An 11,976-nucleotide genomic window follows, 5' to 3' on the forward strand; every position below is an offset into this window, starting at 1 on the left:
CGATCGCTGCCGGTACCGCTCGGACGACGCGTCAACTTGCGGGCCCGATCCCCTCCGGCAGGCCGGCCACCACGAAGGCGACGGCCTCCTCCGGCGTTTCGAAACGCGCGAGCACCTCATGCCCGTCCCGTACCGCGTAGGACCTCTCGTAGTGCGGCCAGATCATCGGTCCGACCCCGGTGATCCGCCGGTTCGGCTTGGTGCTGGTGGAGAACCAGAGGTTGTTGTGGCTGGTCACCGGCATCAGCTGGCGGAGCACCGGTTGGGCGTACGCCGCCACCAACAGCGCGTGCACGCGCGGGAACCGGTTCATCGGCCACCTGCGGAAGCGATCGAGCCTGAGGCACCACTCCAACTCGACCGTATCGAGCGGCTCCTGCTCGTGCGCGAGAGCCCAAGGGCGGTACTCGATGCACGGGGCCTGCTCCTTGGTCTCCTCCAGCCCCGCTCCGCCGAGCCAGGCCACCACCGCCCTGACCATCTCGGCCGGATCGGCGGTGAACCCGTCGGCCAGGTGCAGACGGCCGCTCCGCAGGTACACCCAGTAGGCCCCATGCTCCTCGTCGGCCGGAGTCACCGTCGCCCGCCGGTCGAGCCCCGCGTCGGCGTACTCGGCTTCGTAACCGAACTTCTCCGGCTCGGGGAAGGTCACCCCAAGGCGCTCCGCTGCGCTGCTCCACGTCTCCTGCGCGGGCAGGACGACCCCGAGGCGTTCCGCCGTACGCAGCAACCTCTCCCCGAGTGTCACGCCGCCCCCGCCGTTCTCGCCCGACTCCGCCCCGAAGCTCATCCCGCCAGTATGCCGCCGAGCGCGCCGACCGTTCCGGTCGACCGGGCACCGGCCAGGCACTTTCGAGGCCGTCCCGGTGCGACCGCTGGTCCGTTGCGTGTGGCTTCACGAGGGAAGGTCTACGCCCAGCGCTACGAGTACGCCGACAACGGAAGAGGCCTCTGCGAAGGCTTCGAGACACCGTTCGCCCCACCCGAACTCCGAGCGCGTCTCGCAGCCGAGGGCGCCGACCGCGGCCGCGGCCGGATCAACCGCACCGACCTGGGCGAACCCGACCGAGTGGTCCACGTCCGAGGGGCGACGGCGGCGCCGTAGTCACTAGTGGCGAAACGCCCTGGTCCGGAGGGCTATTCGTTCGTCAGGCCCTCGCGCCATCGTCGCGCGGCCTCGGGCTGGTCCTCGCGCGCGTGCGGCGCCGTTTCGATGGTGTGCAGGAGAGTCCAGGCCACGCCGAAGCACAGGTCCTCACCGAAGCACTCCGCCAGGGCGTGCGCCTCTTCATCGGTGACGGGGTGAGCGATGCGCTCCAGAAGGTCCACGGCGCGGTCGATGGCCGCTTCGACGACTTCGTCCGGCCGGTCGTCGTCCTCGGCGGGCAGTCTGCCCAGGGCGACGAATGCGGTGACTTCTGGACGGATCATGAAACACGCTTCCTGTCATGGAAAGTGAGCCGATGTCACGGCCCCGCGGGGGACCATCAGGACGGGAGGTTCTCCTGCCCGTGGGCGCCCCGTTCGTCGACCGCGGTCCTGGCCTGCTTGCGGTAGGCCCCGGGTGGGGTGCCGAAGTGGCGTTTGAAGGCCTTGGCGAAGGCGAACTCCGAGGTGTAGCCGGTGCGTTGGGCGATCGTGCCGAGGGAGGACGGGGACTGTTGCAGCAGCCGTGCGGCGGTGGCCATCCGCCAGGTGGTCAGGTAGGTGAGCGGGGGCTCGCCGACGACCGAGGTGAAGCGGCGGGCGAACGCCGCGCGGGACAGTCCGGCGCGGGCGCCCAGGGACTCGACGGTCCAGGGGTGGCCGGGGTCGTCGTGGATGGCCTTGAGGGCGGGGGCGACCGCCGGGTCGGTGAGGGCGGCGGCCCAGCCGCGGGTGCGGTCCTGCGGGAGTTCGGCGTACCAGGACCGCAGGATGTACAGGAGGAGCAGGTCGACGAGGGCCGTGACGACCGCGTCCGATCCCGGCTGCGGTGCGTGGAATTCGGCGCACAGCTGGTCGACCGCCGAGCGCAGCACCGGGTGGCGGCCGGGGACGGCGGGGAGGTGGACGACCTCGGGCAGGTCGCCGAAGAGGGGGTGCGGGCGGTCGACGTCGATCGCGTACGCGCCGCAGACCAGTACGGTGCGCGGCCCCGGTCCGTCCACGGTGAGCCGGCCGATCGGTGAGGAACGGTCCACGCGCTCCGGTACGAAGTCCACCGGGTCGCGGCCCGGCAGGTCGCACAGGACGTGTCCGCTGCCGCGCTGGAGGAAGACGATGTCGCCGGGCCCGAGTGCGACCGGTCGGCCGTGCGGGGGCAGGAGGTGGCAGCGGCCCTCGACGACCACGTGGAAACCGGCTCCGGAGAGGGGCCGGAACCTCAGGGCCCACGGGGCGTGCGCGTCGGTGCGGGTCACCATCGGGCGTCCCGTGCGCAGGACTTCGAGGGTGTCGCTCAGGATGTCCACGGCGGCACTCTAGTCCCTCTGCGGCGAGACGATCTGACAGGGAATCAAGATTCGGAGGCATTCAGCGTCTCAGGAGCCGGGGCTTACGTTCGTTGCCAGGCGGCGGCCGAATCCCGGCGCCGCATCGACGAAGGAGTGGGCCCGTGTCCCTGGCCGGCAAGAAGATCGTGATCATCGGTGGAACCTCCGGCATCGGCCTCGCGGTGGCCCGGCAGGCCGTGGCGGCCGGTGCGGAGGTCGTGGTCGCCTCCAGCAGTCAGGAGCGGGTGGACGCCGCGGTGGAGCACCTGGGCGGGCCGGCCGAAGGGCACCGTCTGGACGTCGCCGACGGCGACGCCATCGCCGGGTTCTTCGAGCAGGTGCGGGAGTTGGACCACCTCGTCTACACCGCGGGCGAGTCCCTGCTGATCAAGCCTCTGGCGGACACCGCCCCGCAGGAGGCCAGGGCGGTCTTCGAGCGCCGCTTCTGGGGCGCGTTCCTCTCTGCCAAGTACGCCGCACCACGGCTGCGCGAGGGCGGATCGATCACCTTCAGCTCCGGCGTCCTGGCCGTCCGCCCCCTGCCGGGGACCGCACTCGCGGCCGGCATCACCGGCGGTGTCGAGGCACTGACCCGCGCCCTCGCCGTCGAACTCGCCCCGCTGCGCGTCAACGTGGTCCAGCCCGGGGTGATCCGCACCGAGCTGTGGGACGGCAGCGTCCCGGACCCGGAGGCCTTCCTGCAGGGCGCCGGGTCCGGGCTGCTCACGCGACGGGTGGGCACCGCGGAGGAAGCCGCGGCGGCCTACCTCTTCGCGATGGCCAACGCCTACGTCACCGGCACCACGCTCGCGGTGGACGGCGGTGCGGCGCTGGTGTGAGGCGTCAGCCGTCGAGTCGGGTGAGCTCCTACCCGACGGGGGTCCACTCGTCGAGCAGTTCCTCGACGAACTGCACGGGCACGAACGCCCAGAAGTCGGTGGACCGGTGTTCCGTTCCGGTCCTGACGGTCGTCGGGGCCGAGGCGGTCGCCGTGCCGCCGGCGAGGAAGGTCCCGGCGATGGTGAGGGCTGCGACGAGCAGCATCTTCTTCGTCATGAGCACATGATGGAGCCCCGGTTCGCCCACGACCCGCATGTCGGCGTCCGCTGGTCGGGTGACGCGTGCGGGGCCGCGGTCAGGCGGGGAGCGGCGGGGTGTGGAACGTGAGGTGGACGGCCTCGTCGTGGAGGACGGCGGTGCTGGCGACGGCCACCGTCTCGGCGGCGATGGTGGCGATGGTGAGGACGTGGTCGTGGTGGGTGAGGCGTCGGCCCTCGACCGCGCTGCCGTCGACGAAGAGCCAGCCGGTGCCGGTGGCCGGGGTGAGGGGACCGGAAGGGGAGGTGGTGGGGAGGAAGTCGAGGAGGAGGGCGGCGGGGTCGGGGGCGAGGGGCGGCGGGACGCGGTGGGTGGTGACGCGGACCAGCAGGGTGTGGTCCTCGTAGTAGTCCAGGTCGAGCTGGTGGGTCGTGCCGTCGGTGCCGGAGCTCCCGGCGAGGCGGAGCCAGGTGGGGCGGGGGCGGGCCAGCGCGGCGGCCGGGCAGCCGAACTCCCGCAGCAGCTCCGGCCAACCGGGCAGCTCGGGGGGCGGGAGCGGGGCAGAGCTGCGGAACATGACGGCTCCTCAGGCGGGCGCGCGGTGGGTGCGACGGCGGTGCCCGCACAGCATGGCAGTTCGCGGACGGTTCGTGGGCTGGAATTCCCGGTGGGGCGGCGCGGCCGGACGGCGGACGGGACGGGGGGAGAACCGCTGGTGGCGGACCGGGCCGGGTGGGGGCGCGGGCGGTCACCGGGAGGGGGCGAACCGGATCGTCGCGGAGGACGGGGCGCTGCGGGCGCGGTTCCGTGGGACGGGGCGCGCGGGCGGTCAGGGGCCGAAGACCTCGTCGGCGGTGAGGCCGTCGCCGGTCGGGCGGCCGTCGTCGACCCAGGAGCGGTAGGCCGGGGCGGCGAGGCGGTGCGCGCGGTCGAGGACGTCGCCGTGGTGGCGGTCGGCGGCGACCAGACCGGTCAGGTACTCGGCCGTGCTGAGGCCGGCCTTGGCGGCGGTGGCTTCGAGCCAGTCCGCGAGGTCGGCGTCCAGCAGCAGCGGGTCCAGTTGACGCAGCGTCATGGGACCACAGTACCCGCGTGACGGAGGCGGGGGCAGGGATCGGGGGCGCGCCGGGTGAGAATGACGGTCCGTGGACGGTCGGGAAAGGACGGACGGATGGCAGGGCGGGAGGCCGGGATCGACCGGGTGGCGGTGAAGGCCAGGATGGTCGCGCTGCAGAAGGAGATCGAGCTGCGGCGGACGGTCGAGGGGCTGGGGGAGTGGTGGTCGGAGCACTTCGACACGCCGTTCCGCCTGCTCGGAGCGGTGCCGACGGATGCCCCCGAGCGGTTGGCGGAGCTCGGCCCGGCGGTGCTGGAGGCCGCGAGGGCGGCGGCGACGCCGACGGTGATGTCGGAGCGCGACCCGCAACTCGTGGTGCCGTTCGAGGAGTTGTGGCGGGGTGTCGCCGAGGTGGTGACCAAGCTCCCCGAGCCCGGGGCGGAGGTGACGCTCGTGGTCCGGGAGGGTGACGTCCTTGCCGCCCTGAGGATGACCGGGCACCAGTTCCGGGCCTCGGCGGAGGTCTGGCTCACGTCCGAGGCCGGGCTGCACGTCCTGCTGTTCGCGGACGGCACGGTGCTCGGCCTGGAGCGCGACCGCGAGTACGCGCCGGACGGGGCGCCCGGCGACCACGTCGCGCTGTGGAGGGGGCTGCCGGGGACGCGGTCCTGAGTGTGGTTGGCTGGGGGTGAGTTGCCGGTGCGAGATGAGGAGGCCGTGGTGTCCGCCACGCCGCAGGAGATCTTTCAGCGCTACGTGTACGCCGGAGCGATGACGCGCAACGCCGACGCCCTGGCCGAACTCTTCACCGAGGACGGGGTGTTGGAGGCGCCGCTGCTGGCAGCGGGCTCGGCGTTCCCCCGGCGGACGGCGGGCCGGGAGGCGATCCGCGCCGCACTGGCCGAGTACTACGCGCGGCCGGTGGGCGGCCCGAGGACGCCGAACCTGGAGAAGTCGGGGTACGTGCTCCACACCACCGCCGACCCGGACGTCTTCATCGCGGAGATCGACACCGTCTTCGACGGCGAGGAAGGCGAAGAGGAGGAGACCGTCTCGCTGGTGCAGGTGTTCCGCCTCCGGGACGGGAGGATCGCCCGCCTCCGTGACTACTTTGCTCCCTCACTGGTCTGAGCCGGCGCGGCGCAGCGCGACACGGCGCGGTACGGCCTGCGGGCCCGGCCGGGTGACGGGACGTCACCAGGTCGGGTGGGCGCTGACACCGCCGTCGACGACCAGGTCGTGGCCGGTGATCCAGGAGGCGAGCGGGGAGGCGAGGAAGAGGCAGGCGTCGGCGACGTCGCGCGGGGTGCCGAGGCGGGTCAGCGGGGCGGCGCGCTGCCAGCGGTCGACTCCCTCGGGCCAGGCCTCGGCGAGGCCGGGGCGGGTGATCAGGCCGGGGGAGACGGTGTTGACGCGCAGGCCGAGGGGGCCGAGTTCCAGGGCGGCGGCACGGGCGAACATCAGCAGGGCGGCCTTGGCGGTGGCGTAGTGGGCGTGGCCGGGGGCGGGCTGGGAGCCCTCGATGGAGGCGAGGTGGGTGACCGAGCCGCCCCGGGGCAGGAGGGGAACGGCGGCGCGGGTCAGGCGGACGGGGCCGTGGAGGTCGGTGTCCACCACCGACTGCCAGTCGGATTCGGTGAGTTGGCCGAAGGGCGTGACGGGCTGGATGCCCGCGCAGTTGACCACGGCGTCCAGGCCTCCGTGGTGCGAGGCGGCCTGCCGGACGGCCCGGACGGTCTCGGCCTCGTTGCCGAGGTCGCCGTGGACGGTGGTGGCGCGGCCGCCGTCGGCGGTGATCCGCCCGGCGGCCTCGGCCAGGGCGGGGGAGGGCCGGCGGCCGTGCAGCACCACCGCCGCGCCCACCTCGGCGAAGCGCTCCGCCACTCCCGCGCCGATGCCACCCGTGGCTCCGACCACCAGCACGACCCGGCCGGCCAGGCCCAGGGCGTCGGTGGGGCCGCCCGGTCGGCCGGTCGGCGGCGGAGTGGGGTGAGGGTCAGTCATGGCGGCCCTTCCAGTGCGATTCGGCCGCCATGGTGAGCGGTCCGTCCGTGCGGCACAACTGCCGGATCAGCCCGGCTCGTTGCGGGTAGGCGGCGGTCAACTCCGAGGCGCTGCCGCCCTGGTAGTCGGAGGGGAGGAAACCCGGCGCCATGCTGGCACCGAACAGCGACCAGTCGCCGCCCGGGGCGACCCGGGCGCCCATCCAGCTGCCGCCGGGCACCACGTGCTGGACGCGCGGGGCGGGGCCGTCGCCACCGAGGAGCACCAACTCGTCGGTGCCGTCCGGGTGGAGCAGCAGCAGCTCCAGGGGGTCGCCGCGGTAGAAGTGCCAGACCTCGTCCCGGGGGAGCCGGTGCAGGGCGGAGAAGTCGCCGGGCCCGGAGCCGAGCAGGGCGAGGATCACCGAGCCGGCCGGGCGGCCGGCGGCGTCCTCTGGCCCGGCCCAGATCCGGTCGAACCGGCCGCCCTCGGCGGGCAGCGGCACCAGCCCGTACGCCCGGGCCACCTCGTCCGCGGTGCTCATCCGGCGTTCTCCTCCCTCGTCCCGTCCATACGAACGTCCCGTCCGTACGAAGCACTGGTGATCCTAGGGACACGGAGGGCCGGGATGCGGGAAGCCGCGCTACCCGTGCCGGTACGGGGCCTAACCCTGTTATGGGCAGGACAAGTTGGGGGTTATCCCCTTCCTGAACAGCCAATGGGCGTGCAATGGTACATGTCACCCAGCACCCCCCACTGCTGTCGGAGGACCTTCACCATGCGCCTGACAGGCATGCCCAGAGCGCTGCTCACCGCAGCGCTCACCTGCACCATGGCGCTCGGCGCCTTCTCGGCCCAGAGCCAGGCTGCCCCCAACAGCCCGTTCCAGGCACCGAGCGGTACGAGCGCCACCGGCCCCACCCGCCCCGCCCCGCAGCCCGCCGCGGCCACCGTCGCGGAGGAGCGGGCCGCGCACGCCAAGGAGGAGGCCGGGCTCGACCTCAGCCAGCGGGCCCCGCGCACCGCGCCCCGTACCCGGGAGTCGGCGAACGCCACGTCGAAGGCCCGGTCGGCCCCGAGCGCCCAGGCGGCCGCCGCCTGCAACACCGCGGACTTCACCTCCCGCACCGGCAGCGCCCTGGTGACGGCGGTCAAGGGCGCCACCGTGGACTGCGTGAACACGCTGTTCAGCCTCACCGGCACCGACGCCAACAAGGCGTTCCGCGAGGCCCAGATGGTCACCATCGCCAACGCGCTGCGCGACGTGGCCGTCAACTACCCCGGCAACAACACCACTTCGACCGCGCAGTTGGTGCTCTACCTGCGCGCCGGGTACTACGTGCAGTTCTACAACTCCGCCGCCGTCGGCAGCTACGGCACGGCCCTGAAGAGCGCCGTCCGGCCCGCGCTGGACGCCTTCTACGCCGCCCCGCGCTCCGGTGACGTCACCGACGCCAACGGCGACATCCTGAGCGAGGCCGTCACGCTGATCGACAGCTCCGGCGAGAACGCCCGCTACCTGTACGTCGTCAAGCGCCTGCTCAACGGCTACGGCACCTCCTACGACGCCTACTGGGGCATGAAGGCCGCCGTCAACAACGTCTACACGGTGCTCTGGCGCGGCCACCAGATGCCCGAGTTCGTCACCGCGGTGCAGAACGACACCAGCGTGCTCACCCAGCTGGACTCCTTCGCCACCAAGTGGAACGCCAAGCTCGGCACCGACACCGGCTACCTGGTCTCCAACGCCGGCCGCGAGCTCGCCCGCTTCCTCCAGGAGGCCCCGCTCCAGCCCACCGTCCGCCCGCTGGCCAAGCACCTGCTCGACCAGAGCCAGCTGACCGGCCGCACCTCCGCGCTCTGGATGGGCGTGGCCGAGATGGCGGACTCGTACGACCAGGCCAACTGCTCGTACTACGGCACCTGCGACCTGTCCAACCGGGTGAAGGCCGCGATCCTGACCGTCCGTCAGACCTGCAGCCCCAGCCTGAAGATCCAGGCCCAGCAGATGAGCGCCGCCGAACTCAGTGCCACCTGCACCAGCCTGGCCAACCAGGACGCCTTCTTCCACGGCCTGGTCCGTGACAACGGCCCGGTCGCCAACGACAACAACACCAACCTCGAGGTCTCGGTCTTCGACTCCAGCAGCGACTACCAGACCTACGCCGGCGTCATCTTCGGCATCGACACCGACAACGGCGGCATGTACCTGGAGGGCAAGCCGGAGGTGGTCGGCAACCAGGCCCGGTTCATCGCCTACGAGGCCGAGTGGGTCCGCCCGGACTTCCAGATCTGGAACCTCAACCACGAGTACACCCACTACCTCGACGGCCGCTACGACACCCACGGCGACTTCGAGGCCGGCCAGGTCAAGCCGATCATCTGGTGGGTGGAGGGCTTCGCCGAGTACGTCTCCTACCACTACCGGGGCGTGACGTACACCGACGCGATCACCGAGGCGGGCACCCACCGCTACGCGCTCTCCACGCTCTTCGACACCACCTACGACAACACCGACCAGGCCCGCACCTACAACTGGGGCTACCTGGCGACCCGTTACATGCTCCAGTCGCACCGCTCCGACGTGGACGCCGTCCTCGCCAAGTACCGCACCGGTGACTACGCGGGCGCCTACACCTACCTGAAGTCCACCATCGGCACCCGCTACGACGCCGACTTCAACACCTGGCTCACCGCCTGCAACGCCGGCAACTGCGGCACCGTCACCACCCCGCCGGTGCCCCAGTGCACCAACGCGGACAGCCGTCAGCTCGACAAGAACTGCGGCCGCTCCAACCTCTCCGCCACCACCGGGAACCTTGCCTACCTGTACATCTACCTCCCGGCCGGCACCCCCAAGCTCACCATCACCAGCAGCGGCGGCACCGGCAACGCCGACCTCTACTACAACGCCAACGGCTGGGCCACCAGCACCTCGTACACCTCGCGGTCCACCGGCGCCACCAACGCCGAGACCCTGACCATCAGCAACCCGCCGGCGGGCTGGAACTACATCAGCCTCTACGCCCAGCAGGGGTTCAGCGGGGCGTCGGTCTCCACCACGTACTGACCGACCCCGCGCGACCGGCGGGACCCGGGCGGAGCGGATCGTGGGTAACCCGGACCGCCCGGTACGCAGGACGGCCCGGCCCAGCACGGTGGGCCGGGCCGTCCGGCACGTCCGGACCCGGGGAGGCGCCCGGACGGCCACAGCCGACATCTGGGAGAGCAAGCGGAACGGCCCGGATAACAGGAATCTCCGGACGGTGTTTCAGCAGGTCGGAGCCGGTACCGAGCCCCGTGGACGGGTTCGCTCCCGGCTCTTGGCGGGACGGCGGATCTCCCATAACCTCCCGGCGGGAGCAGTGGTGCTCACCGGAGGAGAGGGGGGACGGCGCGTGGAACTGGAGCTGCGCCACCTGCGCACCCTGTGCGTGATCGCCGAGGCGGGCAGCCTCGGCCGGGCCGCGACCGTGCTCGGCCACAGCCAACCGGCCGTCAGCACCCAACTCGGGCGCATCGAACGGCACTTCGGCGAGGACCTGTTCCTCCGGACGCCCACCGGTGTCAAGCCGACCGCCTACGGTGCCCAGATCCTGGCCCAGGCCCGCGAGGCACTCGCGGCGGTCGAGCGGATCGGCCGCCGTGAGGGCGAGGCCGGCCCGGCCCTGCCCACCGGACGCGCGCTGCGGCTGGCCGCCACCAACACCCCCGTGCTGCCCGGACTGGTCCGGCGGCTGCGCGGCCAGCTGCCCGAGGTCCCCCTGACCGTCAGCAGCGTCTACGCCTCCTCCGCCATCGTCGAACTGCTGGAGCAGGAGGAGATCGACGCCGCGCTGGCCGTCGACTACCCCGGCCAGGAACTGCCGCACTCCACCGCCGTCGAGCACCGCGGCATCATCACCGAGCCGGTCTTCCTGGCCCTCCCCGCCGGGCACCGGCTGCGCCACCGGGCCGAGGTCTCGCTGGCCGAGCTGGCTGACGAGGCCTGGTTCCTCACCCCCGACGACGGGGCCGGCTGGCCCGGCTTCTTCCACGCCGCCTGCGCGGCGGCCGGCTTCACCCCGGCGGTGGTGCACGAGTTCCTCGGCGACCAGGTGCAGCTCCAGCGGATGATCGCCGAAGGCCTGGGCGTCTCCGTCGTGCAGGCCACCATCCAGCCCATCCCCGGCGTGATCGTGAAACCGCTGGCCGGCACCCCGCTGTGGACCCGCTACCTGCTGGTCTGGCGCCGGGACGGCCGGGCCGGCGAGGTGGCCGAGACCCTCTACCGCTCGGCCGTGGAGTCCTACCGCGAGCTGATCAGCCGGGCCCCGCACTTCCAGACCTGGATGGCGCGGACCTACGGCTGAGCGGCGGCGAGGGGGACGGCGGCGGGCCGGGCCGGTGGGGTCGGACGGGCCGGCGGGGTCGGCGGAGTCGGACGGCTCGGAGGGGTCGGACGGGCCGGAACGCGGGACTCCGCGCATTAAATAGGTACCCGTGACTTGGGCGCCCCCGGTTGATCCCGTGCCGGGTTCGGGCGAGGCTGTCCGGCAGGAGGCCCGCCCCACACGCCTTCGGGAGTCGCAGATGATCGCCATCGACCAGACCGCCCCCGTCCTCGCCGTCCGCGAGGGTTCGGCAGCCTGCGCCATGCCGGCCGATCCGGCCGCGGTACCGGCACTGAGGCACTTCGCCCAGGTGCTGGCCAGGCAGTGGGAGGTACCGGACAGCGTCGAGGAGGCCCTCGCGCTGATCGTGACCGAACTGGTCGCCAACGCGGTGCGGCACAGCGGGAGCCCCGAGGTGGCCCTGCTGCTCGCCAGCGACGGCGTCACGGTGGTCGTCCAGGTCCGGGACAACGGCCACTGGCGCCCGCAGGCCGCCACCGGTCCCGAGGACTGCACCGGCCGCGGCCTGATGCTGGTCGAGGCCTACGCGGCCGGCTGCACCATCCGCCGTACCGGCTCAGGCACCCAGGTGACGGCCGAACTGCTGGTGCCCGAAGCCGCGTGATGTCACCGCGGTGTGCCAGGGTGTGGGGATGAGATCACGGACCGAGGGCATGTGGTGGGGCACGACGATCGAAGCCCCCGATCCCTCCGCACTGGCGGCGTTCTACGTCGCCCTGCTGGGCTGGCACCTCGCCCACGAGGAGCCCGGCACCTCGGTGGTCGCCTCCTCGCCGCAGGGCCCGTTCCTGGTCTTCCAGCAGGCGGACGGCTACCGCACCCCGGTCTGGCCCCCGGCGGAGGGTGCGCAGCGCCCGATGATGCACCTCGACTTCCAGGTGGGGGACCTGGAGGAGGCGGTGGCCGAGGCCCTCGCCCTCGGCGCGACCCCGGCCGGCCACCAGCCGCAGGCCCACGTCCGGGTCCTGCTCGACCCGGCCGGCCACCCCTTCTGCCTCTGCCGCGACGACGGCTGACCGCCGGGCCCGGG

The 11,976-nt window shown here is 72.6% G+C and carries 15 protein-coding genes; 7 read left to right on the forward strand and 8 right to left on the reverse strand.

The genetic code is table 11. The features are described 5' to 3' along the window. Positions 1–31 precede the first annotated feature (31 nt). The 3 genes from ACIA8O_RS30875 to ACIA8O_RS30885 all read right to left on the reverse strand — a co-directional run bounded on the left by ACIA8O_RS30875 (position 32) and on the right by ACIA8O_RS30885 (position 2,453). Positions 32–790, reverse strand: a complete 759-nt coding sequence (locus ACIA8O_RS30875; RefSeq protein ID WP_396297279.1) for a DUF6193 family natural product biosynthesis protein — start codon at positions 788–790, stop codon at positions 32–34. Positions 791–1,137: 347 nt separating this feature from the next. Continuing rightward, a complete protein-coding gene (locus ACIA8O_RS30880) occupies positions 1,138–1,431 on the reverse strand; it encodes a hypothetical protein (protein WP_396297280.1) in 294 nt (97 codons plus the stop codon). A 56-nt stretch (positions 1,432–1,487) separates the two neighbouring features. Then, on the reverse strand, positions 1,488–2,453 hold the full coding sequence (locus ACIA8O_RS30885) for an AraC family transcriptional regulator (RefSeq protein WP_396297281.1): 966 nt from the start codon (positions 2,451–2,453) through the stop codon (positions 1,488–1,490). Between the two features lie 143 nt (positions 2,454–2,596). Between ACIA8O_RS30885 and ACIA8O_RS30890 the strand changes: the two genes are divergently transcribed. Further along, on the forward strand, positions 2,597–3,313 hold the full coding sequence (locus ACIA8O_RS30890) for an SDR family oxidoreductase (protein ID WP_396297282.1): 717 nt from the start codon (positions 2,597–2,599) through the stop codon (positions 3,311–3,313). Positions 3,314–3,341: 28 nt separating this feature from the next. Here ACIA8O_RS30890 and ACIA8O_RS30895 read toward each other — a convergent pair whose 3' ends face one another. From ACIA8O_RS30895 to ACIA8O_RS30905, 3 genes are all read right to left on the reverse strand, one after another. Then, complete coding sequence (locus ACIA8O_RS30895; protein WP_396297283.1) at positions 3,342–3,530, reverse strand: hypothetical protein; 189 nt, start codon at positions 3,528–3,530, stop codon at positions 3,342–3,344. 79 nt (positions 3,531–3,609) lie between these two features. Next, positions 3,610–4,089, reverse strand: a complete 480-nt coding sequence (locus tag ACIA8O_RS30900; protein WP_396297284.1) for a hypothetical protein — start codon at positions 4,087–4,089, stop codon at positions 3,610–3,612. Positions 4,090–4,341: 252 nt separating this feature from the next. Then, the gene (locus tag ACIA8O_RS30905) at positions 4,342–4,587 is read right to left on the reverse strand and encodes a hypothetical protein (protein ID WP_396297285.1); all 246 of its coding nucleotides are present in this window, start codon (positions 4,585–4,587) and stop codon (positions 4,342–4,344) included. Between the two features lie 96 nt (positions 4,588–4,683). Here ACIA8O_RS30905 and ACIA8O_RS30910 point away from each other — a divergent pair, with 96 nt between their 5' ends. Both ACIA8O_RS30910 and ACIA8O_RS30915 read left to right on the forward strand, forming a co-directional pair. After that, the gene (locus tag ACIA8O_RS30910) at positions 4,684–5,241 is read left to right on the forward strand and encodes a hypothetical protein (RefSeq protein ID WP_396297286.1); all 558 of its coding nucleotides are present in this window, start codon (positions 4,684–4,686) and stop codon (positions 5,239–5,241) included. 48 nt (positions 5,242–5,289) lie between these two features. Next, on the forward strand, positions 5,290–5,700 hold the full coding sequence (locus ACIA8O_RS30915; RefSeq protein ID WP_396297287.1) for a nuclear transport factor 2 family protein: 411 nt from the start codon (positions 5,290–5,292) through the stop codon (positions 5,698–5,700). 63 nt (positions 5,701–5,763) lie between these two features. Here ACIA8O_RS30915 and ACIA8O_RS30920 read toward each other — a convergent pair whose 3' ends face one another. Both ACIA8O_RS30920 and ACIA8O_RS30925 read right to left on the reverse strand, forming a co-directional pair. Then, a complete protein-coding gene (locus ACIA8O_RS30920) occupies positions 5,764–6,573 on the reverse strand; it encodes an SDR family NAD(P)-dependent oxidoreductase (RefSeq protein WP_396297288.1) in 810 nt (269 codons plus the stop codon). After that, on the reverse strand, positions 6,566–7,096 hold the full coding sequence (locus ACIA8O_RS30925; protein WP_396297289.1) for a cupin domain-containing protein: 531 nt from the start codon (positions 7,094–7,096) through the stop codon (positions 6,566–6,568). The genes ACIA8O_RS30920 and ACIA8O_RS30925 overlap by 8 nt, the downstream gene beginning before the upstream one ends. Before the next feature lie 234 nt (positions 7,097–7,330). On the opposite strand from ACIA8O_RS30925, the gene ACIA8O_RS30930 reads away from it, so the two are divergent. From ACIA8O_RS30930 to ACIA8O_RS30945, 4 genes are all read left to right on the forward strand, one after another. Beyond that, complete coding sequence (locus ACIA8O_RS30930) at positions 7,331–9,622, forward strand: M9 family metallopeptidase (RefSeq protein WP_396297290.1); 2,292 nt, start codon at positions 7,331–7,333, stop codon at positions 9,620–9,622. A 328-nt stretch (positions 9,623–9,950) separates the two neighbouring features. Continuing rightward, the gene (locus ACIA8O_RS30935) at positions 9,951–10,904 is read left to right on the forward strand and encodes a LysR family transcriptional regulator (RefSeq protein WP_396297291.1); all 954 of its coding nucleotides are present in this window, start codon (positions 9,951–9,953) and stop codon (positions 10,902–10,904) included. Positions 10,905–11,124: 220 nt separating this feature from the next. After that, on the forward strand, positions 11,125–11,550 hold the full coding sequence (locus ACIA8O_RS30940) for an ATP-binding protein (protein ID WP_396297292.1): 426 nt from the start codon (positions 11,125–11,127) through the stop codon (positions 11,548–11,550). Between the two features lie 28 nt (positions 11,551–11,578). Next, on the forward strand, positions 11,579–11,962 hold the full coding sequence (locus ACIA8O_RS30945; protein WP_396297293.1) for a VOC family protein: 384 nt from the start codon (positions 11,579–11,581) through the stop codon (positions 11,960–11,962). Positions 11,963–11,976: the final 14 nt, after the last annotated feature.

The sequence above is a fragment of the Kitasatospora sp. NPDC051853 genome (genome assembly GCF_044452665.1).
GTDB lineage: Bacteria > Actinomycetota > Actinomycetes > Streptomycetales > Streptomycetaceae > Kitasatospora.